Source organism: Microbacterium sp. PAMC22086, from assembly GCF_019443525.1.
GTDB classification, from domain to species: Bacteria; Actinomycetota; Actinomycetes; order Actinomycetales; family Microbacteriaceae; genus Microbacterium; species Microbacterium maritypicum.
In genome coordinates this window covers 263,853-285,222 of sequence record NZ_CP080380.1, presented here as the reverse complement: position 1 = coordinate 285,222, position 21,370 = coordinate 263,853, and the positions used below count along the sequence as shown (strand labels likewise).

Annotated in this window: 20 protein-coding genes; 9 read left to right on the top strand and 11 right to left on the bottom strand. The window is 70.4% G+C overall.

The genetic code is table 11. The features are described from left to right. Window position 1: 1 nt before the first annotated feature. The 6 genes from KY497_RS01385 to KY497_RS01370 form a co-directional block, all read right to left on the bottom strand. The gene (locus KY497_RS01385) at window positions 2-1,798 is read right to left on the bottom strand and encodes an aldehyde dehydrogenase family protein (protein ID WP_141386578.1); all 1,797 of its coding nucleotides are present in this window, start codon (window positions 1,796-1,798) and stop codon (window positions 2-4) included. A gap of 28 nt (window positions 1,799-1,826) precedes the next feature. Next, a complete protein-coding gene (locus tag KY497_RS16545; protein WP_258185804.1) occupies window positions 1,827-2,546 on the bottom strand; it encodes an MFS transporter in 720 nt (239 codons plus the stop codon). Beyond that, on the bottom strand, window positions 2,543-2,812 hold the full coding sequence (locus tag KY497_RS16540; protein ID WP_258185803.1) for an MFS transporter: 270 nt from the start codon (window positions 2,810-2,812) through the stop codon (window positions 2,543-2,545). The genes KY497_RS16545 and KY497_RS16540 overlap by 4 nt, the downstream gene beginning before the upstream one ends. Further along, window positions 2,782-3,216: an MFS transporter gene (locus tag KY497_RS16535; protein WP_258185802.1), complete on the bottom strand. Its 435-nt coding sequence runs from the start codon at window positions 3,214-3,216 to the stop codon at window positions 2,782-2,784. Before KY497_RS16535 ends, KY497_RS16540 begins: the two co-directional genes overlap by 31 nt. A gap of 31 nt (window positions 3,217-3,247) precedes the next feature. Further along, window positions 3,248-3,511: a glutaredoxin domain-containing protein gene (locus KY497_RS01375; RefSeq protein WP_017831447.1), complete on the bottom strand. Its 264-nt coding sequence runs from the start codon at window positions 3,509-3,511 to the stop codon at window positions 3,248-3,250. A gap of 129 nt (window positions 3,512-3,640) precedes the next feature. Continuing rightward, window positions 3,641-4,096, bottom strand: coding sequence for an adenylyltransferase/cytidyltransferase family protein (locus KY497_RS01370; RefSeq protein WP_219869636.1), 456 nt, complete (start codon window positions 4,094-4,096; stop codon window positions 3,641-3,643). A 120-nt stretch (window positions 4,097-4,216) separates the two neighbouring features. On the opposite strand from KY497_RS01370, the gene KY497_RS01365 reads away from it, so the two are divergent. After that, entirely contained in the window at window positions 4,217-5,437 is a 1,221-nt protein-coding gene (locus tag KY497_RS01365) for a glycosyltransferase family 2 protein (protein WP_219869635.1), read from the top strand. Between the two features lie 21 nt (window positions 5,438-5,458). Here KY497_RS01365 and KY497_RS01360 read toward each other — a convergent pair whose 3' ends face one another. From KY497_RS01360 to KY497_RS01350, 3 genes are read right to left on the bottom strand one after another with little or no spacing between them, the layout of a single operon-like run. After that, a complete protein-coding gene (locus KY497_RS01360; protein ID WP_219869634.1) occupies window positions 5,459-6,721 on the bottom strand; it encodes a hypothetical protein in 1,263 nt (420 codons plus the stop codon). 13 nt (window positions 6,722-6,734) lie between these two features. Beyond that, a complete protein-coding gene (locus KY497_RS01355) occupies window positions 6,735-7,391 on the bottom strand; it encodes a hypothetical protein (protein WP_219869633.1) in 657 nt (218 codons plus the stop codon). Between the two features lie 54 nt (window positions 7,392-7,445). Beyond that, the gene (locus KY497_RS01350) at window positions 7,446-8,375 is read right to left on the bottom strand and encodes a glycosyltransferase family 2 protein (protein ID WP_219869632.1); all 930 of its coding nucleotides are present in this window, start codon (window positions 8,373-8,375) and stop codon (window positions 7,446-7,448) included. 93 nt (window positions 8,376-8,468) lie between these two features. On the opposite strand from KY497_RS01350, the gene KY497_RS01345 reads away from it, so the two are divergent. The 5 genes from KY497_RS01345 (at window position 8,469) to KY497_RS01325 (ending at window position 15,535) form a co-directional block, all read left to right on the top strand. Further along, window positions 8,469-9,212 carry a CDP-alcohol phosphatidyltransferase family protein gene (locus tag KY497_RS01345; protein WP_017204641.1) on the top strand — a complete coding sequence of 248 codons (744 nt, stop codon included), beginning with the start codon at window positions 8,469-8,471 and terminating at the stop codon, window positions 9,210-9,212. Next, complete coding sequence (locus KY497_RS01340; protein WP_124894797.1) at window positions 9,205-10,260, top strand: glycosyl transferase; 1,056 nt, start codon at window positions 9,205-9,207, stop codon at window positions 10,258-10,260. Before KY497_RS01345 ends, KY497_RS01340 begins: the two co-directional genes overlap by 8 nt. Next, window positions 10,257-11,603 (top strand): phenylacetate--CoA ligase family protein, encoded by a 1,347-nt coding sequence (locus tag KY497_RS01335; protein ID WP_219869631.1) that lies wholly within the window; start codon window positions 10,257-10,259, stop codon window positions 11,601-11,603. The genes KY497_RS01340 and KY497_RS01335 overlap by 4 nt, the downstream gene beginning before the upstream one ends. 164 nt (window positions 11,604-11,767) lie before the next feature. Further along, window positions 11,768-14,308, top strand: a complete 2,541-nt coding sequence (locus tag KY497_RS16865; protein WP_219869630.1) for a right-handed parallel beta-helix repeat-containing protein — start codon at window positions 11,768-11,770, stop codon at window positions 14,306-14,308. Window positions 14,309-14,386: 78 nt separating this feature from the next. Next, window positions 14,387-15,535 (top strand): glycosyltransferase, encoded by a 1,149-nt coding sequence (locus KY497_RS01325; protein WP_219869629.1) that lies wholly within the window; start codon window positions 14,387-14,389, stop codon window positions 15,533-15,535. Between the two features lie 12 nt (window positions 15,536-15,547). Here KY497_RS01325 and KY497_RS01320 read toward each other — a convergent pair whose 3' ends face one another. Then, complete coding sequence (locus KY497_RS01320; RefSeq protein ID WP_219869628.1) at window positions 15,548-16,195, bottom strand: hypothetical protein; 648 nt, start codon at window positions 16,193-16,195, stop codon at window positions 15,548-15,550. A gap of 117 nt (window positions 16,196-16,312) precedes the next feature. On the opposite strand from KY497_RS01320, the gene KY497_RS01315 reads away from it, so the two are divergent. After that, window positions 16,313-17,698: a polysaccharide biosynthesis tyrosine autokinase gene (locus tag KY497_RS01315; RefSeq protein WP_218683007.1), complete on the top strand. Its 1,386-nt coding sequence runs from the start codon at window positions 16,313-16,315 to the stop codon at window positions 17,696-17,698. Between the two features lie 5 nt (window positions 17,699-17,703). Beyond that, on the top strand, window positions 17,704-19,038 hold the full coding sequence (locus tag KY497_RS01310; RefSeq protein WP_219869627.1) for a lipopolysaccharide biosynthesis protein: 1,335 nt from the start codon (window positions 17,704-17,706) through the stop codon (window positions 19,036-19,038). Here the strand turns inward: KY497_RS01310 and KY497_RS01305 are convergent. Then, the gene (locus tag KY497_RS01305) at window positions 19,035-20,222 is read right to left on the bottom strand and encodes a DUF1972 domain-containing protein (RefSeq protein ID WP_219869626.1); all 1,188 of its coding nucleotides are present in this window, start codon (window positions 20,220-20,222) and stop codon (window positions 19,035-19,037) included. The two genes, KY497_RS01310 and KY497_RS01305, sit on opposite strands and share 4 nt — an antisense overlap. Window positions 20,223-20,274: 52 nt before the next feature. Between KY497_RS01305 and KY497_RS01300 the strand changes: the two genes are divergently transcribed. Continuing rightward, window positions 20,275-21,294, top strand: coding sequence for a glycosyltransferase family 4 protein (locus KY497_RS01300; RefSeq protein ID WP_258185801.1), 1,020 nt, complete (start codon window positions 20,275-20,277; stop codon window positions 21,292-21,294). Window positions 21,295-21,370 lie beyond the last annotated feature (76 nt).

The following is a 21,370-nucleotide window of genomic DNA, read 5'->3' as shown; positions in this document are numbered from 1 at the left end:
CTCAGGCCCGCAGCGCCTTCGTCAGCGTCTTGACGAGACCCGCGATGCGCCCGTCCACTCGATAGCGGGTCAGCCCCTCGCTCACGGTCGCGCCGGTGCGGGATGAGACGAACCACGGCGGCTTCGGCAGGATCGTGAATCGCCCGCCGCCGTTCGCGATCGGCAGAGATCGAGGGAACGGGCGGAACGGGCCGCGGAGCACCGAGCGTTCGACCCGGTCGAGCAGCAGCGCGTTGTGCACGATGCCGATGCCGCTGCCCACGTCGCCGATCGTCCCGCCCGGGAACGCGCCCCACGTGAGAGTGGGGGTGATGAATGCGAAGGCCGTCCAGCTGTTGATCGCGATCGAGCCGTAGCGGAGTGCCGCGATCGCCCTCTCGAAGCCGGCCCCGAGCGACTTCTCGGTCGCGGGGTCGATCAGCAGGTTCGCGCCGAGGGTGCCCTGGAGCTTGTCGTTGGCGTGAGTCACGGCGGCGTCCAGGAACTGCTGGCCCGTGCCGGGCAGCGTCACGACACCCAGCACCGGCGCGAAGTACTCGGTGGTCTCCAGAGCCTTCGGGTCGTCGTCCGCGTCTATCTCGACGAGCAGCCGGTCACCCAGCACGAGTGCGTCGGGGTAGGCGTCGGTCGCGAGCTCCATTCGCGACGAGGACCCCGGGTACCAGATCGGGCGCTCCGGCGCATTGGCGTAGGCCCGTCGGAGGGCAGCGCGGAAGGCGTCGGCCTGGTCCCAGTCGGACGACATGATCACGACCTGACCGGCGATGCAGTTGTGGCCGCAGTTCTGCAGACGCATGGTGGCGATGTGCTCGGCCTGGTAGGTGAGGTCGGCGTCTGTCCAGGCGCCGGGAACGACGATGATCGGTGAGACGCCGCCGAGCTCTGCGGTGATCGGCTTCTTCAGCTGCGGGCGGTTCTCGCGCCGACGACGCGTGGTCGCTGCCGCTCCCGTGCCCTTCGACGGGCCCCATACGATCGTGTCGAACGTCGCCGCGGAGCCGGTGATGTGCACGTGCACGAGACCGGGGTGTGCGGTGAGGTGGGCGCCGACTTCGGGGCCGCCGCGGACGATGCGCAGGAAGCCGGGCTCGATGAGCGGTGCGAGCGCGCGCTTGTAGACCGGCACCAGGGCATCCTGCGTGGGATTCACCTTGAGCAGCGCGGTGCGGTTGTGGGCCAGCAGCTCGTAGAGCACGTCAAGCACCGGGATCGAGGTCACGTTGCCCGCGCCGAGCACCAGGCCGACGCCGCCCGATTCGGTGGGCGTGCGCTGCGCGAGACCGGCCGACGCGCGAGCGGCGCCCGGTGTGACGCCCGGTTCCAGCCAGACCTCGCCCGTGAAACCCGAAAGGAGGAAGGAATCGATTCCGGTCAGCGGGAAGGCGTGCACGCGAGTGCGCCCTCCCGGGGCGCGGTCGAGCGTGATCCCGTCGAGGGGGTTCGCGCCCTTCGCCAGACGAGACAGGGTCTCGATGTAGGCGTCGAGCGCACCCAGCACGCTGTACGGCCCACTGAGCCACTCCTCGCCGCGCAGCGGATGACGGGCATCGAGGCCCTTCGAGGCCGCGGCCGTGGTCGCCCAGTCTTCCGCGGTCGCGGCGACACTCGTGCGCACCGCGCGCAGCAGCGTGACCCGCTGGGCGACCGTGAGGGCCGACCAGGTGCGGGCTCCGGTCTGGAGGGCGTCGACAGCGGAGTCGAGGCGCTCTCGTTCGGCTTCGCCCAGCGTCGGGGCCCCGCTCTTCGGCGCACGCTTCGATGGCGTGGCGGAGGTGGCGGTTGTGCTCGCAGAAGTCATCGACGTCTCCTTCGGACGGGATCCCAGCTTAGGCGTCGGAGTCGGCGACGGCATCGATGTCCGCGCGACGCAGGCGGTACCGGCGCAGCGTCAGCAGGCTGGCGCCCATCAGCACGGCGGGCAGGATGCTGAAGCTGAGGACAATACCCGTGATCGCCGCCTCGGGCTGCTCGACGGTGGTGCCGGCGACAGTCGAGATGTACCCGGTCGCCGCGAGCGTCAGCGACACCGCGGTCGCTCCGAGTGCGAAGCCGACTGTCTCGCCCGCGGTCCAGATGCCGGTGAAGGTGCCGGCCTGCCCGGGCCCGCTCGTGCGCTCGTCGTGGGAGATCACGTCGGGGAGCATCGCCATCGGCAACGACTGCAGGCCTGCATAGGCGATGCCGGCCACGGCGACGGATGCGTCGATCCACGCACCTGGCGACCACACCGCGAAGACGAGTGATGCCGCTGCCGCCGTGAACAGGAGGCTGGCCATCGCGAAGGCCCGCTCCTTGCCGACCCGTCGCGCGATGACCGTCCACCCAGGGGTGGCCAGCAGCGCCGGTCCCACCAGCGCGACGAAGACGAAGGTCACCGCATCCTCCGACCGCAGCACCCAGGTCGCGACGTACTGCGCGCCGGCGAGCATGGTTCCTGTCGCGAGCGCCTGCAGCACGAATGTGCCCAGCAGCGCGCGGAAGGACTGACTGCGACCGAGGGTGCGGAAGCCCGACATGTACTGGTCTCGCCAGGTCGAGGCGGTCACGTCCGTCGCGGAGAGACCGCGGTCCGCTGGGCGGCGTCATCCGCGGTTCGAGCGGCCACGAGCATCCCGACGCCGATCACGACGCCCGACGCGATGCCCATCAAGAGGTATCCCCTGACCGGGTCGTCGCCCGCATTGCGCAGCGCGGGGCCGCCGGCGCCGAACAGCAGGATCGCTGCGGTGAGCACGACGACGCGCCACCCGAGCAGACGCGTGCGCTCGTCGTAGCTGCCGGTCAGTTCCGCGGGAACGGCGACGTACGGCACCTGGAACAGGCTGAAAGCCGTCGCGGTCGCCAGGCCAGCAGCACGCTGATCGCTCCGGCGACGGGACCCCAGGTGGGCGGTACGGCGAAGGTGAGAGCGAAGAAGAGGGGGAATGCGAGCGCGCCGGTCACCATGAACCCGCGGCGAGAGCCGGTGCGCGCGAGCTGGCGATCGGACGCGGCCCCGATCAGCGGGTCGATCAGCACGTCCCAGATCTTCGCCGCCGTGACGATCAGCCCTGCCGCGAGTGCGGCGACGCCGAGATTGTCGGTGAGGAAGTACGTCAGCACCAGCCCGGGCAGTGTGGCGTAGCCGCCGGTGCCGAGCGAGCCGATCGCGTACAGCGCGATCGTTCGCGGAGCAAGACGGACAGGCGCTCGTTCGGACCGAGCCTCGGTGCTCATCGCGCCAGTGTAGTGGCGCGATGCCGCGGGATCAGATCAGCGAGAGCTCGCGCAGCTTCGACTCGACATCGGCGTTCGACGGCTCGACGTGATGCGAGGCATCGGGGTACACGACGACGGGGATGTTGGTGCGACCCGAGATCTCCTTCGCCACGTCTGCGGCGGCGGGCTCGGCGACCAGGTCGACGTACGTGTACTCGACCCCGAGTGCATCCAGCTGCTTCTTGGTGCGGATGCAGTCGCGGCACCAGTCGGCGCCGAACATCGTGATGGTGTCGGAGGCAGGAGAAGTCATGCATCCAGCCTACGACCGCTCGGGTGAGGTGGCGCTGAGTGTCGAGCGGATCATGGTCGGACTCGCGCGTGGCGCGCATGGCGCGCAGCCTGCTCGGCGTCGCGAACTGACCGCCGGGCGGCGTGCTGCTCAGCGCGAGGCGGCGACCGCGGGAGCGTTGGCACCCGCGGTGATCGCATCGAGTGCACGCCGCAGCGACGAGCTCGACGTGTGCGCCGTGTACGGGAAGTACACGACCTCGACCCCGATCTCGGCGAACTCGCGCTCCAGGCGCAGGCCCTTGTCGGTGCCGCGCCAGTCGTCGCCCTTGAAGAAGTGCGTGAACTGCACGTCGCGCCACGAGTCCATCTTCGACGGCGTCGTCTCGACGTAGACGTCGTCGACGAACGAGATGTGCTTCACGATCTCCGCACGCTCCGCGGTCGGGATGACGGGCTCGATGCCCTTCACCTGACGCAGCATCTCGTCGCTGACGACGCCTGCGATCAGAATGTCGCAGTGCTGCTTGGCGTGACGAAGTAGATTCAGATGCCCGACGTGAAACAGGTCGAAAGCACCAACGGCATAGCCGATACGCGTCCCCATGATCTCCCCAGATCAGTAATTCCCCAGTAAGCGGATCCCCATCCGCTTCGCGACTCCCACAGCCGCGGTTCGAGAGTCTAGCAGGTTCGGGTTTCTCTCCGCACAGGATCCCGTGGAACGATGGAGGCCGCACGCGATGCGCGTGGGGAACAGGGGGCGGACGTGGGGACACCGGTCACGATCATCGTGCCGACGTTCAACGAGCGCGACAACGTCGCCGAGCTCGTCGCGCGGACCGCCGTGGCGCTCGAGCGGTGGGACGCCGAGATCCTGTTCGTCGACGACAGCACCGATGACACGGCCGCTGAGGTCGAGCGCGTCGCGGCCGATTCTCCGATCCCCGTGCGCGTCATCCATCGCGCCGAGAACACCGGAGGGCTGGGCGGCGCCGTCGTCATCGGCCTCGAGGCGGCGGCCTCCGATGTCTGCATCGTGATGGACGGTGACCTGCAGCATCCGCCCGAGCTCCTTCCCGTCCTGCTCGCTCGATTCGCGCAGGGGGACGCCGACGTCGTCGCCGCCTCCCGCTACGTCGGCGGAGGAGACACGAGCGGGCTCGGCACAGCGGTGCGCTTCGGCGTCTCCCGCGTCGCGACTTGGCTGACCAGGGCGATGTTCCCGATTCGCCTCGCTCGCAGCACCGACCCGATGACGGGGTTCTTCCTGGTCGACCGCGGTCGCCTCGACGTCTCGACGCTCCAGCCTCGGGGTTTCAAGATCCTCCTCGAGATACTCGCGCGCAACGACCTGCGCATCGCCGAGGTGCCGATGGAGTTCGCCGAGCGACGACACGGCACGTCGAAGGCGAGCTTTCGCCAGGGGGCGATGTTCCTCGAGCACCTCGCACGACTGCGCTTCGGCAAGATGTCGCTGTTCGCGCTGATCGGCGTGATCGGCGCCGCCGCGAACCTCGGCATCATGTGGGGACTGACCGCCGCCGGCGTGCCCTACGTCTGGGCGGCGATCGTCGGTGCCGAGGTCACGATCATCGGCAACTTCTTGCTGCAGGAGCGCTTCGTGTTCGCCGACATGAAGACGGATGCCCGCGGGGTCGGGATCCGTTTCGCGAGCTCGTTCGCGTTCAACAACGTCGAGGCGGCGCTGCGCATCCCCGTGATGGCTCTGATGGTCGAGACCTGGCACATCTCCAGCGTGCTCGCGACGGCGCTCTCCCTCATCGTGGCGTTCTTCGCCCGGTTCCTGTTCCACTCGCTCGTGGTCTACGCCCCCACCCGTCGGCGCAAGGGCGACCAGGCGTCGTCCGAGCCCCCGACCGACACGGCCGCGCAGCGGGTGATCCGCGCGATCGACGTCGAGGTCATGAAGCCGGGCGAGCTCTGAGCGATACGCCCGTCGGCGGTGTCACTCCGCTCCGACGGGCCCGCCCTGTGAGGCCAGCCGATCCGACCGCCGCGGGCGGTCCGGCCGGCGTCGCACGAGTTCCGCGACCGGGATGGCCGTGAGGGCGAAGAGCAGCGCCAGCGTCCGCGAGGAGGTCAGCAGCGGGCTGAAGAACGTGTCCCACGCGCCCAGCAGGGTCAGCCACACGACGAGGCCGGATGCCGCCTTGAGGGAGACCGCACGGGCCACGGCGTAGATCGCCCCGACGAGGAGGGCGACGGCGAAGGCGGCCCCGAGCGGACCGAAGCGCAGCCACAGGTCGCCGAGCACGGAGTGGACCTCGAACTGGCCGCCGAACATGTAGCCCTCGACGTAGCCGTTGTCCGGGTCGTAGTTCAGCTCGCTCATGCCCGTCTTCGCGATCCAGACGTCCACGGAGGTGGGCAGCACGCCGCTGCCGAATCCCTGCGGGCGGGCGCTGATCAGTGCGGTGGCGGCACCGAGCTCGGGGCGTCCTCCCGCGATCAGGGAGCCGGATGTGTCGATCTGCGCCTGTGTCCGCTGCTGGGCGGCGTCTCCCAGCACGCCCTCGAGGATCAGGGCCTGCAGCAGGCTGAAGGCTGCCAGGCTCAGAGCGCCGAGGAGCACGAGGGTCTGCGCCGGACGGGGGCGCCGGCTCCCCGGAGGAAGGAACATCTGCCAGAGCACGATGACGCCGGCCAGGAGCAGGAAGGACGTCATCGACCGGGAGTCCGAGAACAGGCACACGGCCGCGAGCGCTGCGAGCGCGAGCAGGTCGAGGGAGCGGCGTCGGGTCGTCGACGTGAAGCCGAGCACGATGATGATGATGGGCACCGCGAGCGAGTACTTCCACAGGTTCGCCGGGTTCCCGCCGGTGAGCGCGACGTTCGCGAGCGCGCCGACGCCGAACGCGACGGCGGTGCCGCCGAAACCCAGCTCCGTGCGCGCCCACAGCAGGACGCCGATGCCGCCGGCGAGCGACAGCAGCGTGAGCGACTGCTCGATCAGGAGGCTCGTGGATGTCGGCCGCATCGTCTCGAACGCCGTGAGCAGGGCCCCGGAGACGGCGGCGAGAGCCGCGAGGACGATCAGCGGTCTCGCGAAGCGGTACTGCCGCAGCACCGGCCACCACACCGGAAGCAGCACGACGGCGATGACGACCGAGATGCTGATGCCGGGGCCGAAGGTGTAGCGGACTGCCGACGCCGCCGCCGCGACCGCCGCGATGATCGAGGTGGTCGTGTACTTGTCGGCGCCGGTCATCGCTGCCCCCGCCTCAGCGGAGGTCGCCGCGGAACACGGCGATCTGCGCACCGAGGAGGTAGTCGACGGTCACCGTCACGTCCTTGCGATCCGACTCCGGCACGGTGAACAGGTACACGCCCTCCGCGGAGTCGCCGGGCGCGAGCGATCCTTCGAACGGCGCCCCTCCCGGCTGCGTGAGCGTGCCGGCGGGGGTGCGGTCCTTCCCGGAGTACGCATTCACCGTCACATACTCCAGGTCGAGGGGGTCGGAGCCCTCGTTGACGAGGCGCACCGTGACTCTGATCGCCGGTCCTGAGGTCTCTCCGGCGAGGGCGGCCTCGCCCTGGACGGCTTCGATGCGCGACAGCGAGATGTCGATCCGGTCCGCCGTGACGACCGTTGCGTCGGGCGCGACGGGCGTGAGCTCGGCGAACGGCGAATCGCTGGCAGAGGGAGCAGGAGACGGGGTCTCACTGGGGCGCGGCGCGTCGGTTCCGACGATGTCGCGGGGCGGTACCGTCGGGGTCGCGCTGGGCGACCCGCTCGGAGCCGGCTGCCCGGACGGCGCCAGGAGCGGCGGCACGATGAAGGCGGCGGCCACCGCGAGCGCGATCACCGCGATGAGGACCGACAGGACGATCCAGGTGCGGCTGCGAGCCGGCTTCTTCTCGTCGTGCGCTTCGACCATGTGACCCCACCTCGCCCCTGCGTCCTCGCGGTCGCGAGAGACGGTGATCCGAGTTTAGACCTCAGCACCCCGGCGCGACCGAGCGCCTGCCATCAGCCTCCTTCCGTCGCGCACTCCGCGCCATGCGGCACGCAAGGGCGCGAGCGGGCGGAGGAACTGTCGTCTTCCGCCGCGGAGCAGGACCTGCCGCGCGTTCGGCCAGGCCGTCCGGTTCCAGGCCTCGGCGTCGGCGGCGTCGAGGTGGCGCGCGGCGAACAGCAGCCGGTTGCGGATGTTGTAGTAGTAGTACAGCTCGGACTTCGCCTCCGGGCGCTGACGCTGCCCCCGATGCGTCCCGCCCTCGTCGTGGACGGCGATCGCGTCCTCCACCACGAGGAGCCTGGCACCCCGCTCCGCCGCTCGCACCGAGATGTCGACGTCCTCCCAGTAGAGGAAGTACTCCTCGTCGAAGCCCCCTGAGAGTTCCCAGACGGCGCGCGGGATCAGCATGCAGGCCCCGCTGATCCAGGGCAGCCGACGGGCGGACGGCTGCTCCCGCCGCCGCCGCGGGCCGCCCATCGAGCCGTCGAGGAGGTACACGTCCATGCCGGCGAACCAGGTCCTGCCCTCCGCGTCCTCCACGCGAGGCGACGCGAGCGTCATGCCGTCGGAGGTGGCATCGAGCAGGGCGGCGGTCGATGACGCATCGATGCGCGCATCGGGGTTGAGCAGGAGCAGATCCGAGGCCCCGGCGACCTCGAACGCGTGGGTCGCTCCGGCGTTCACGCCGCCGCCGAATCCCGCATTCGCGTCCATCGCCACCAGGTCCCAGCCGTGGAGGGCGCACAGCTCCTCCACCCGTCGGCGCTCCTCGGCGGTCGACCGGTTGTCGACGACGACGATCCGCGCCTCAGGAAGGGCCGCAGCGGTCGCGACGAGGTTGGTGGAGAGCAGGGCGGCCGAGCCGTAATTGACGACGATGACCGCGAGTGCGCGTTCGCTCACTCCTGCTCCTCTCCGGCCGCACACCTCGCGGGGGCGCGCTCGAACCTGTAGATATAGTGAAGGCTACATTCGACGCCGCCTGGGGGAGTTGTCGTGTCAGAGATCCGTGCGGCGATGAGTCGCTTGAAAGAGGCGCAGAAGTCGTCCAAGGGCGCCGCCGCGTATTCGCGCTACATCAACCGGCCGCTCGGCCGTCCGATGGCGGCCACCGCGTACGCCCTGCGGATGACGCCAACGCAGGTCACGATCGTGAGCGCGGTGTTCACGCTCACGGGTGTCGCTCTCATCGCGCTCCTTCCGCCGACGGTCTGGTCGTCGATCCTCATCGCCGTCCTGCTCGTGCTCGGCTACGCTCTCGACTCCGCCGACGGCCAGCTGGCTCGCCTCACCGGAACCGGCTCGCTCGCGGGGGAGTGGCTCGATCACTTCTTCGACTCGATCAAGCTCGCGACCATCCACCTCGCCGTGCTCGTCTGCTGGTTCCGCTTCTTCGACCTGCCCGACGGCTGGCTGCTCGTGCCGCTCGTGTTCGCGGCATCGGCCAACGTGTTCTTCTTCGGCATCATCGCCGCCGACTTCCTGCGCCGGGTGCATCGGCTGGAGCACCCGCACGGCCCTGCGGAGGCGCCAAGGGAGGCGTGGCGATCCGGGGGTCTCTACTCGCTCGCCGTCATCCCGACCGACTACGGGTTCCTCTGCCTCGTCTTCGCGCTGCTGTGGTGGCAGCCCGTGTTCGTCGGGATCTACACCGCGCTCGCGGTGATCAACGTGCTGATGCTCCTGCTCGCGGCGCTGCGCTGGTACCGCTCGATCCGAGGACTGGCCGCCGATGTCTGATCCGCGGCGGCCGCTGCGCGTGATGCAGTCCTTCGGGGCGCCCCGGGTGACCACCAATCCGTACATCACGATGCTGGATGAGGCGCTCGCTGCGACCGACGGCATCGAGCACGTCCGCTTCTCCTGGCGTGAGGCCCTGCTCGGCCGATACGACGTGTTCCACTGGCACTGGCCCGAGGTGAAGCTGCACGGGTCGAGCGCGGTGTCCTCCGTCGGCAAGTACGCCCTCACCGGGCTGCTGGCCCTGCGGCACGGGCTCTCACGCCGCATCGCCGTGGTGCGCACGGTGCACAACCTCGACCTGCCGGATGACAACGCCGCTCGGCTGTGGCTGCTGCGACGCATCGACCGGCAGGCCGATCACCGCATCGTGCTGAACGAGACGACCCCGCTTCCCGCCGGAACGGCGCAGACGGTCATCCTGCACGGTCACTACCGCGATTGGTACGGCGTGCAGCCCCGCGCGGAGCGTCTGCGCGGACGCCTCGGCACGTTCGGCGGCGTGCGCCGCTACAAAGGCGTCTCCGGGTTCGTGGACGCCTACGCCGATGCTGTGGCGAGGGACCCCGAGATCAGCATGATCGTCGGCGGCAAGGCATCGAGCGCCGAGCTCGCCGAGGATCTGCGCACCCGTGTCGCGGACCTGCCGAACGTGGTCCTGGAGCTGGAGTTCCTCAGCGATGCGGAGCTCGTGCAGCTCGTGACCGGTTCCGAGCTGATCGTGCTCGCCTACCGCTTCATGCACAACTCGGGCAGCGTGCTGGCCGCTCTCTCCCTCGATCGTCCGGTGCTCGTCCCGCGCAACGCGCCGAACGAGGCGCTCGCCGCCGAGGTGGGACCGGAGTGGGTGCAGATGTACGACGGGGAGGTGGATGCGGACGCCCTCCTGGAGGCCCTCCGCGCCGTGCGGGCGATCAGCGGTGATCGCCCCGACCTGTCGCGTCGGGAGTGGGACGACGCGGGTGCCGCGCACGCGGCGGCCTATCGTGAGGCGCTGCGGGCTCGGCTGGCGCGGGTGCGCCCCCGCGGGCGGGCGGTGGAGGCATGATGCGCGAAGCGGCATTCCGGCTCAAGACCGCGGTCGGCGGTCGCAGCAGCACCGAGGCGTATCGCGAGTTCCTCGCGATGGATGCCCTCTCGCCGGAGCGGATCGCCCAGGTGAGCGCCGAGCGGTCCATCGCGCACGCCCGGTTCGCCTTCGGGCACAGCGCGTTCTACCGCGACCTCTACTCCGCCCACGGGATCACGGACGACGACCTGCGTGATCCCGCGGCGTTCGCGTCGCTGCCGATCGTGGACAAGGCGATGCTGCGCGAGAACTTCGAGCGCATCCGCACCGACGAGGCCGACTCGCGGACAAGCGTCGTGTCCCGGACCGGTGGCAGCACCGGTCTGCCGCTGCACCTGCTGCGTGATCTGCGGTTCCCTGCTCGCGCGCTGGAATGGCGCCTCTTCGACTGGTGGGGCGTGAAGCCCTGGGATGACCGTGGGATCGTGACGCGGCATGTCCTGACCGGCGCCGCCCGGATCCGCCACGATCTCGGCTGGCTGCCGTCGCGACGCGTGCAGCTGGACGCCTTCCAGATCACCGACGCCTCCGTCCGGGAGTTCGTCGAGCGGTGGAACAGGGTGCGCCCGCGCTTCCTGATCGGCTACGGCGGGGGAGTGCTCGACACCGTTCGTCGCATGAAGCGGATGGGGCTCACCGTCACGCCGCCCGTGGCCGTGGCCGTGACGGCGGCGCCGCTGTCTCCCGGCACCAGGGCGGAGATCGAGGAGGCGTTCGGTGCGCCGTGCTTCGACCACTACCGCTCGGCCGAGATCCCGTGGATGGCGGGCGAATGCGCCGCGCAGAACGGGCTGCACGTCTTCGCGGACGTCCGACGCATCGAGATCGTCGACGATGAGGACCACGTGGTGCCGGAGGACGTCGAGGGCGAGGTCATCGTGTCCGACCTCACGAATCGCGTCTTCCCCATCGTCAGATACCGCCTCGGCGACATCAGCAGCTACCGCTCCGGCGCCTGCACGTGCGGTCGCGGCCTGCCCCGCCTCGGGGCCATCTCCGGCCGATCCTCCGACGCGGTTCGCCTGCCGGACGGCACGACCATCGCGGGAGCCCTCGGGCACATCTTCGACGACGCGCCGCTGTCGATCCGGCAGTTCGAGATCGTCCAGGACGCCGACTACTCGGTCACTCTGCGGTGCATCCCGAGTGACGCCCCCGATGCGCAGGCGGGGATCCACGCGGCGACCGAGAAGCTCCGCCACGCGACGAAGGGTCTCGTCCCCGTGACCGTCGAGCGGGTCGAGAGCATCCCGCAGGTGGGCGGGAAGATGCGGTTCATCCGCAGCATGGTGGTCGTGCCGGACCCTGCGGATCCGTCCTGAATATCTCGGTTCCACAACGATCCGCGCCGGTTCGTGTATAGACTGTGCCCTGGCCGTCGCCCTTCCGGGTAGGCGGTGCGTACCGATACTGCACACCATCTCGTCCGGAGGGGGCTGGTTGGAGGGGCGCGGTGTACGCGGGCTGAAACCCCTAGGAGACCCTGTTGCGTTCGCGACGTCACCCGATCCATTCCCATCCCTCCCATCCTCAAACCGCTGCCCTCGTCACGGCGGCAGCCACGACGGCGGCGCTGCTGCTCGGCGCGCTCGGAGCCGCGCCCGCTGTCGCGGACGACACCGCTTCCCCCGGCGTGCTGCTGTCCGATGACTTCGACCGCACCGCCCCGGCCGGATGGGGCACCTCCGACAACGGCATCGACTACTCGTCGTGGTCGTCGCGGGCCGCGGTCGCGAGCGTCGCCGACGGCGCAGCGGCGATCACGCTGAACCCCGGCGAATCGGCCTACCTCACCCCGCGCTCCGTCCAGATCCAGGACGTGCGCATCTCCGCCGACCTCCGCCTCGACCGCAGCGGCGGCCGCGGGTACTACGCGTACACGACCCGGGTGCAGAGCGACGGCTCCGCCTACCGGATCCGCCTGCTGACCGATGCGGACGGGCGTGCCCAGCTCTCGGTGATCCGCACCGGAGGCGGCTCGGAGGCCGAGCTGAAGTCGGTCTCCCTGCCGGTGAGCATCCTCGGAGACGGGTGGTACACGTTCGACGCCACCGTCACCGGCACCGACGATGTGACCTTCGAGGCTCGCCTGACCCCGGCAGGGACCGCGCCGGGTGCCCCGCAGCTCGCCGTCACGGATTCCTCACGGGAGCGCCTGTCCGGACCCGGCGGCTTCGCGGTGTGGGGGTACGCCTCCACCAGTGCGACGGCGCCCACCGATCTGCAGATCGACTCGATCGAGGCCGCCACCGCGCAGGGGCCGCTGAGCTCGGAGACTCCGGCCCCGCAGCCGGAGCCGCAGCCCGAGCCGCAGCCGGAGCCGCAGCCGGAGCCGCAGCCGGAACCCCAGCCGGAACCCCAGCCGGAACCGCAGCCGCAGCCCCAGCCGCAGCCCGGGACGGGCTCACCCGCCCGCGGGGCAGCCGCTGTCGGCACCGCCCAGTACGCGGTACCGGCCGGAGCCGTCTTCGTCGACGTCAAGAGCACGACCGGGGCCGCGAGCGGATCCGCCGCCGCGCCCTTCCGCTCGGTGCAGGCCGCCGTCGATGCCTCCCCGGCCGGCTCCACCATCGTGGTCCGCGCCGGCGAGTATCACGAGTCCGTCGAGGTGCCCTTCAGCAAGACCCTGAAGATCCAGGCCTACCCCGGCGAGGCCGTGTGGTTCGACGGCTCCTCGCGGGTGAGCAACTGGTCGAAGTCCGGCGCCACCTGGGTGAGCTCGGGATGGAAGGCGGAGTTCGACGACGACATGCTCAACGGCAACGCCAGCTGGTTCGTCGACCCGAACTACCCCATGGCGAACCACCCCGATCAGCTCTACGTCGACGGGGTGCCGCTGCGACAGGTGGCGACGGCGGCGCAGGTCGTTCCCGGCACGTTCGCGGTCGACGATGCGGCCGACCGGCTCATCCTCGGCACCGACCCGACCGGCCGCAACGTGCGGGCGAGCGACCTCGGACAGGCGCTCAACGTGCGTTCGGCGAACTCCGTCCTCCAGGGCTTCGGCGTGCGCCGCTACGCGACCTCGTACGACGTGCTCGGCACGGTCCGGATGCACAACGTCGGGGTGACGCTGCGAGACCTCGTGATCGAGGACAACGCCACGATCGGACTGTTCGTCGGAAACGACCGCGCGACCGTGGACAACCTCACCGTGCGCCGGAACGGGCTGCTCGGCATGTCGATCACGACGGCATACGGCACCACCTTCTCGGACTCGCTGGTCACCGACAACAACACCGAGCACTTCAACGGATCGCCCGTGGCGGGCGGCGTGAAGGTGACGCGTACGCGCGGCATCGTCATGAGCAATGTCGACACGAGCCGCAACATCGGCAGCGGCACGTGGTTCGACGAGTCCTGCTACGACGTGAAGATCCTCGATGTGACCTCGAACGACAACACGGAGATCGGGATCCATGCCGAGCTGTCCTCGAAGGTGACGATCGCCCGCAGCCAGGCGTTCGACAACCGGGAGGGCATCCGCATCTTCGACACGGAGAACGTGCTGATCTCGAACAACGATCTCGGCAACAACTCCCGGCACGACCTGAACCTGATGCAGGACGAACGGCGCCAGGCCACGCACAAGGTGGGGCGCGATCCCCGGGTGCCCGGCGTGGACCCCACCGTCACGTGGATCACGCGGAACATCACGATCCGCAACAACGTGTTCGGCGCTGGGGGGCCGCGGGCGATTTTCGCACACGACACGGCCACCGGACGCGCCGTCGACACGTGGAACGTGACGATCGACGGGAACCTGTTCAGCAGCGCCGCCGGCGGCCCGTCGATGGTCACCTGGGGTGGGTCCGGCGACGTGTACGAGACGTTCCGCACCCCGGCCCAGCTGGCCGCGGCGAAGAACCCGGGATGGCGCAACGCCCAGACCGCGACGGCCGAACCGTTCGCGGCGATGGCCGACGACATCGCGGCGAACGCCGCGATCGCGCGGCCGCTGTCCGCCGCGCTCGCGGCGCTGCTCGGCCTCGCCGACGGCACCGTCCTGCTCGGGAGCGGTCGCTGACGGCGATCCCGGCTCGGCCGCAGCACCGCGGCCGAGCCGGGACGCACGGCGCACGACGCATCCGGGCACAATGGGATCGTGACTGACGACGACCGCGCCCCGTACCTGCTCGTGCACCCGGGCTGGGAGCTCTTCGGCTCCGACCGCATGCTCCTGGAGAGCGCGCGCGCTCTGCGGGAGAGGGACGAGCGGGTCGTCGTCGCGGTTCCGCAGCGCGGGCCTCTCGTCGGGGAGTTGCAGGCGATCGGGGCGGAGGTCCTGATCCCGCCGATGTTCGTGCTCCGGAAGTCCTCTCTGCACCCGCGCAACTGGCTCCGCTCCGCCAGGGATGCGGTCCGCGGCATCGCCGCATCCGTCGCGATCGTGCGTCGTCTGCGTCCTCGGGCCCTCTACGTCAGCACGATCGTCCTGCCGTCCTGGCCGCTGATCGGGCGGCTGAGTCGGGTGCCGACGGTCACGCACGTGCACGAGGCCGAGGCATCGGCCTCCCCGCTGGTGAACCTCGCCCTGTACGCTCCGCATCTCGCTTCGCACCGCATCATCGCGAACAGCCGCTTCACGCTGCAGACCGTCGGGGCCGTGCTCCCCGCGCTCGGCCGTCGGGCCACGGTCATCCTCAACGGGGTCGCCTCCCCGGATGACGTCGAGCCGCCGCGTGCGCGCATCGACCGGATCCGCATCGGATACGTGGGCCGTCTCTCGCACCGCAAGGGTCCGGATGCGGCGGTGGAGGCGCTCGCCGCGCTGCGTCGCGAGGGGATCGACGCCGAGCTCCGGCTCGTCGGCGCGGTCTTCGCCGGCAACGAGGGGTTCGACCGCGAGCTGAGGGAGAGGGCCGCCGCGCTCGGCGTCGAGGATCGCGTGGCGTACCTCGGCTTCCGATCCGACATCTGGCCGCTGCTCGCCGAGATCGATGTCCTCGTGGTGCCGTCCCGACAGGACGAGTCGTTCGGAAACACGGCCGTCGAGGGGATCCTGGCCGCCCGCCCGGTCGTCGCGAGCGACATCCCCGGACTTCGAGAAGCGGTCGGGCCCTACGGCAGTGCGACCTTCGTTACACCGGGCGATGCCGACGAGCTGGCTCGGGCCCTCCGCGCGGTGAACGAGGGCTGGGACCTGCGCCGGGCCGCGGCCATCGGCGATCGGGACGCCGCCCGCGAGCGCTTCGCCCCCGACGCCTACCGGCGCGCCGTCGCGACGTTCCTGGGATCCCTTCCGCAGGCCTGACGCCTGCGGTCCTCAGCGCGCGGCGCGGCCGGTGGCGGGCGGAACGAGGAAGGCGTCCAGCTGACGCGCCAGCTCGGCGATGTCGAGCGCTGTCCGCTCCAGCATCGCGCGATGCTCCCTGGCGCTCCCGTGGTGCGCGTCGGGGATGTCGAAGGGATGCGGGCGCCGCTTCCCGAAGAGGGTCCGTCCGCTGCTCGGCGGCTGCACGAAGCCGCGGCGATGGTGGAGGGCGGATGCGTAGGCCGCGAGGTCGTCCGCGGCCGAGGCGGCGCTGAACGCGGCCACCACCGCGAGGTCGTCGGGGTCGAGCGGATCCGCGCCGAGATGCACGGCCTCTCGCAGGGTGAAGGTCCTCGACCTGGCCTCCGGAACGAGCTGTGCGACGACCGAGCGCTCCGCCCTGCTGGCGGTGAGCACCAGGTCCGCGGCCTGCAGGTCACCGACGTCGATCGCCGTGGACCGGTGGGCTGCGGTGTCGGCGCCGGATGCCGCAGCGATCTCGGCCGAGACCTCGCACATCGGCAGGTCCCCCGGACCGACGCGCGTGCCCGCGCTGCTGATCTCCCAGGACTCCGCGCCGACGCGCGCGCGGAGAGCCTGCTCCATCAGCGGCGACCGGCAGATGTTCGCCTCGCAGACGAAGATGAGCCTGTGCGTCACGTGTTCCCCTCGATGCGGAACCGGCATCACCGGCCCTCGCTTCCAACATAGGCGATAATGGGGTGCTGTGAGGCACCGCGGACCATCGCGCAGTCGTGCCGAGGGGGACGGGGACACATGACACTGCAGGACTACTTCCAGTCGCTCAGGAGCCACTGGGTCGTGATCATCGTTCTCATGCTTCTCGGGGGCGGGGCCGCCTACGGCTACTCCCAGCTCGTCGACCCGGAGTACCGCGCCGAGGCGCAGGTCATGGTCATCCCGACGCGCGGCGAGAGCACGAGCGAGCTGCTGCAGGGGTCGAACTACGTGCAGAGCCTCGTGCAGACCTACACGCTCCTTGTCGTCTCGCCGACCGTTCTCGACCCGGTGATCGAAGAGGTGGGTCTGGACGAGACGCCGAACCGGCTCGCCCGCCGGGTCGACGTGAACGTGCCGCTCAACACCGTCGTGATCGAGATCGGCGTCACCGACACGAGCGGGGAGAGCGCGCAGGAGACCGCCAACGCGATCGCGAGCGAGCTCGCCGTCGCGGTCGGCAACGTCTCTCCGCTCGGTGCCGACGAGAAGCCGGCCGTGCGCATCGAGACGATCTCGCCCGCGCGGACACCCACCGTCCCGATCTCCCCGAACACGCGCAACAACGTGGCGCTCGGCGTCGCCGCCGGACTCGTCGCCGGCGTCGTCTTCGCGATCCTGCGTCGGCGTTTCGCGACGAGGGTCGCCACCGCCGGTGCGCTCGAGGAGATCACCGAGGTCCCCGTTCTCGGAGAGATCCCCGAGGCGGCGGACAACCAGACCCTGGCGCGCATCATCCGCGCACAGCCGGACGGCCGCGTCGCCGAGGCGATGCGCCAGGTGTCGGCCAGCCTGAAGTTCGTCGACGTCGACAAGAACCGTCGGGTGATCCTGGTCACCTCGTGCTCGGCGCAGGAGGGCAAGTCGTCGGTCGGACTCGGACTCGCCCTGACGCTGGCCGAGGGCGGACGCTCCGTCCTGTTCATCGAGGCGGATCTGCGTCGGCCCAGCACCGCGCGATACACCCAGCTCGAAGGATCGGTCGGTCTGACGACGGTGCTGATCGGCGACATCGAGCTCGATGAGGCCGTGCAGCAGTGGGGACGCCCCGGGCTCGACATCCTCACCGCCGGCGCCCAGCCGCCGAACCCGGGTCAGCTCCTCTCCAGCGGGGAACTGCACCGAGTGGTGGACGAGGCAAGGGAGAAGTACGACTACGTCATCCTGGACACGGCGCCCGTGCTGTCGGTGAGCGACGCTCTGTGGCTGTCGACCATGGCCGACGGCACCCTCTTCGTCGTCCGGGCGAATCGCACGAAGGGGACCGACCTCGCCCGTGCGCTGTCGTCCCTCGAATCGACCAGGACGCCCGTCGTCGGGATCGTGCTCAACGGAGTGCGCGGCGCCGCGAAGAACCCGTACTACACCGACGAGCGCGGCAAGGGCCTGCGCCCGCGTCTCGCACGACGGAACGCCCGCGGTTAGCCGCCATGAACTCGTTGCTGGCTCTCGGCGCGCGCGCCGTGACGATGGTCATCTCCCTCGTGTGCGGCGTCATCACGACGCGGATGATCCTGGGTGAGACCGACGTCGATCACTACGCGCTCTACACGCTGCTGATCACCATCCCCTCGCTGCTGACCTTCACCGACCTCGGCAGCGGAGCGGTGCTCGTCAACGCGGTCGCGACGAGCGATGACGTGCGCACGGACCGGAAGCTCCGACTGCAGGTGACCTCGGTCGGACGCATCCTCCTGATGTTCGCCTCGGCACTCATGGTCATCAACACCGTTCTGCTGGTGACGGGCGGATGGCGTGCGCTGTTCGGCGACGCGGGAGCGATCCCCGGCGCCCCGCTCGCCGCCTTCCTGTGCATCACGCTGTTCAGCCTCACCGTGACGCTCGGCGTGTGGTTCCGCATCCTCCTCGGGCAGCGCCGCAATCATCTCGTGATCCTCGTGCAGGGCCTCATCTCGCCGGTCACCCTGGCCGGGGTGTGGCTCATGCTCACCTTCGGCGGACGCGACTTCGACTCGTTCCTGGCCGTCGCCTCGTACGCGGCTTCCCTGCTGACGGCGATCATCGGCTTCCTGCTCGTGACGCGGTCGACGGCGCCGCTCATCCCGGACGCCCTCCGGGTGCTGCTGCGCTGGCGTCGCGTGCCCGGGGTCCGGGTCATGGACGTCGGCTGGCCGATGCTCGCCCAGATGGTCACGTACCCGATCGCGGTGGGCTCGCAGCGCTACGTGCTCGCGCAGTACGGGACGCCGACCGACGTCGCCGAGTACGGGGTGGCGGGGCAGGTCTTCTTCGCGCTCAACGGGCTGGTCATGGCGGCCGGCGTCGCGCTGTGGCCGCAGTTCGCCCGGCGACGGCACCGCGGCGAGCTCCGGCGGGGACCCGCGCTGCTCTCGCTGCTGTTCGGCGGAGCGGTCGCCGCGGCGACCGCGTTCGTGTGGCTCATCGGTCCGTGGCTCTTCGAGTTCATCACGCGCGGCGAACTCGAGGTCCGCACCTCCACGATCCTCGCCTTCGGCTGCATGATCATGCTCACCGCGGCGGTGTATCCCCTGGGAATGTTCATCATGGACAAGCCGGGCATCCGCTTCCAGGTGATCCCGACGCTCGCGATGGCCGCGGTCAGCATCGTCCTGTCGCTCGTCCTGACGCCCGTGCTGGGCATCGTGGGCCCCCTGCTGGGTGTCGCGTTCGCCCTGGTCGTGTGCCAGGTGATCCCGTACGCGATCTACATCCACCGGCATCGGGAGCGCCTGCTGGCGCCCGAGCGCTCGGAGGACCCTGCTCCGGTGGTCGAGCAGGGCTAGCCGGGCCACTCCTGCTCGCGCCGTCGAGCGCAGCGGGCGGTGGGATGGATGGACTCCCCGCGCGCGAGGCGCAGGGCCAGCTGCTCGTACGCGTCGGCGACCGCATCCCAGGAGAAGTCCTCCGCGGCTCGGGCTCGCAGGCTGCGTGCACCCGAGTCCGCGGCAGCGGGATCGGCTTCGGCGGCCTCAAGCGCCGTCGCCACCGCGGTCGGGTCGCCGAAGTACCAGCCCTGGCCGTCGAGCACCTCCCGGTTGAAGACGACGTCGTGCGCGATGACCGCGGTGCCCGCGCCCATCGCTCGCAGGAGCGAAGGGTTCGTCCCGCCGACGGAGTGGCCGTGCAGGTAGGTGAAGGCGTGGTGGTACAGCGCGTCGAGAAGGTCCTGGTCGTACACCGCGCCGAGGAGGCGGATGCGCTCGTCCGCCGCGGCGAGTGCATCGATCGCGGCGGTGTAATCGGCCGCGTAGGGGGCGGATCCGACGACCACGAGGGGCTTGGCCGCGGTCGATGCGGCGTACCCCTCGACGATCTCGCGGACGTGGTTCTCGGGCTCGAAGCGGGCGACGACGAGGTGGTATCCGCCCGGTTCGAGACCGAGGGCGCTGATGCCGTCGGTCGCGGCGTCGTCCAGAAGCGGTGCCCCGTAGCGGATCAGCTCGCTGGACACGTCGAACTGATGCCGGTAGTAGTCGGCGATCCCGGGGGCGTCCGCGATGATCGCATCGGCCGTGCGGACCCCGAAGCCTTCGGCCCAGCGGTAGTACGCCTTCCCCCGACCGCCCCATTTCGAGCGGCGCCACTCGAGTCCGTCCATGTGCAGGGCGACCGGGATGCCCCGCGCCCGCAGCACGGGCAGGAACGGCGAGTTGGCCGCATTGAACACGAAGGCGGCGTCGGGGCGGGCCTTCGTGACGGCGTGCGCGGTCGACAGGGCGGTGTGGCTCAGCGTCTCGAGAGCCTTCTGCCGCACCGCCGGCAGCGTCACCCGGCGCATGCCCAGGTGCACGTCGCCGCTGGTGCCGGCGTCGCGCCCGTACACGAGCACGCGATGACCGCGTTCCACGAGCCGGCGCCCGACCTCCTCCACGGCGGTCTCGAACCCGCCGTAGGCGGCGGGGATGCCGCGGGTGCCGATCAGCGCGATGCGGAGCGAGGGCGACGAGGGCGACGGTTGGGAGCGCATCGCAACAGTATGCCCGAGCGGCCCGGCGCGGTCGTGGCGCTAGTCTGGGGCGGTGTCGTCAGCGCCCCGTTCCGAAGCCGCCCTCGCCTGGGGTTTCCCCGCCGAGCAGTCGGTGAGCGCGTGGGAGCTGCGCCATTCGGTCGGCGATGTCCCGAGCGCGTGGCAGTACGGTCTCGACGGCCTCCGCCGGTTCGCCAGGGTGGACGTGATCGACCTCCCCGCTCCCGGCCGGCTGTCCCGCCTGCGCGCGCGGACCGGCCTGGGGCCTCGTCCCGTCGACGGCATGGCCTTCACCTGGGATGAGAACGCCGCCTTCCGGATGCAGGTGACGCGCCCACGGCGCCGGTTCGCCTCCGGAGTGATCTGGTTGACCGACATGGTGCAGCGGGGACACGTCCCCACGCGGCTGATCGACGTGCTGCGAGGGGCGGAGGACCTGTGGGTGCTCAGCCGCGGGCAGGTCGATCCGCTGCGCGACCTGGTGGGCGGGAACGGCCCTCGGGTCACGGCGGTGCCCTTCGGGATCGACGCCGATTTCTTCGCGGCGCGGCCCTTCCCCGACCGGCCGCGCATCCTGAGCATCGGCAACGACCGCGATCGCGACCCGCAGACGCTGTTCCGCGCGCTCGAGCTCGTGCACGCGCAGCGCCCCGAGGTCGAGCTGATCGTGCAGACCTCCGCGAGCGGCGCTCCCGACGGCGTGCGCGTGGTGGATCGGATGAGTCACCGTGAGCTGCGCGAGCTGTACGCCACGGCGAGCGTGGTGGCGACGGCGACGAGGCCGAACCTGCACGTGTCGGGAATGACCGTGACGCTCGAGGCGCTGGCGACGGGTCGCCCGGTGGTCAACACCGACACCCCGGGGATGACCCAGTACGTCGCCGAGGGGGAGACGGGGCATCTGGTCCCCGTGGGCGATGCCGAGGCGCTGGCGGATCGCCTGGTGGGACTCGTCGACGACCGCGATCGCGCCGAGCGGATGGGCGTCGCGGGCCGGGCGGCGGTGGAGGCGACCTTCACGACAGCGCACATGTGCGCGCACCTGGCGGCGATCCTCCTGCCGGAGCACTGACCCGCTTTATCGCGAATTCGAGAAATCGAATAGCGCCACGCGGGCACCGTGCGCTAGTCTGAGCGCGGATGCGTCT

Excerpts from the sequence above, each read along its gene's own strand:
- KY497_RS01315 (WP_218683007.1), top strand. The coding sequence starts at position 16,313 with ATGACACTGCAGGACTACTTCCAGTCGCTCAGGAGCCACTGGGTCGTG.
- KY497_RS01335 (WP_219869631.1), top strand. The coding sequence starts at position 10,257 with ATGATGCGCGAAGCGGCATTCCGGCTCAAGACCGCGGTCGGCGGTCGC.
- KY497_RS16535 (WP_258185802.1), bottom strand. The coding sequence starts at position 3,216 with ATGAGCACCGAGGCTCGGTCCGAACGAGCGCCTGTCCGTCTTGCTCCG.
- KY497_RS01355 (WP_219869633.1), bottom strand. The coding sequence starts at position 7,391 with ATGGTCGAAGCGCACGACGAGAAGAAGCCGGCTCGCAGCCGCACCTGG.
- KY497_RS01375 (WP_017831447.1), bottom strand. The coding sequence starts at position 3,511 with ATGACTTCTCCTGCCTCCGACACCATCACGATGTTCGGCGCCGACTGG.
- KY497_RS01385 (WP_141386578.1), bottom strand. The coding sequence starts at position 1,798 with ATGACTTCTGCGAGCACAACCGCCACCTCCGCCACGCCATCGAAGCGT.
- KY497_RS01305 (WP_219869626.1), bottom strand. The coding sequence starts at position 20,222 with ATGCGCTCCCAACCGTCGCCCTCGTCGCCCTCGCTCCGCATCGCGCTG.
- KY497_RS01340 (WP_124894797.1), top strand. The coding sequence starts at position 9,205 with ATGTCTGATCCGCGGCGGCCGCTGCGCGTGATGCAGTCCTTCGGGGCG.
- KY497_RS01370 (WP_219869636.1), bottom strand. The coding sequence starts at position 4,096 with ATGGGGACGCGTATCGGCTATGCCGTTGGTGCTTTCGACCTGTTTCAC.
- KY497_RS01365 (WP_219869635.1), top strand. The coding sequence starts at position 4,217 with ATGGAGGCCGCACGCGATGCGCGTGGGGAACAGGGGGCGGACGTGGGG.
- KY497_RS01310 (WP_219869627.1), top strand. The coding sequence starts at position 17,704 with ATGAACTCGTTGCTGGCTCTCGGCGCGCGCGCCGTGACGATGGTCATC.
- KY497_RS01360 (WP_219869634.1), bottom strand. The coding sequence starts at position 6,721 with ATGACCGGCGCCGACAAGTACACGACCACCTCGATCATCGCGGCGGTC.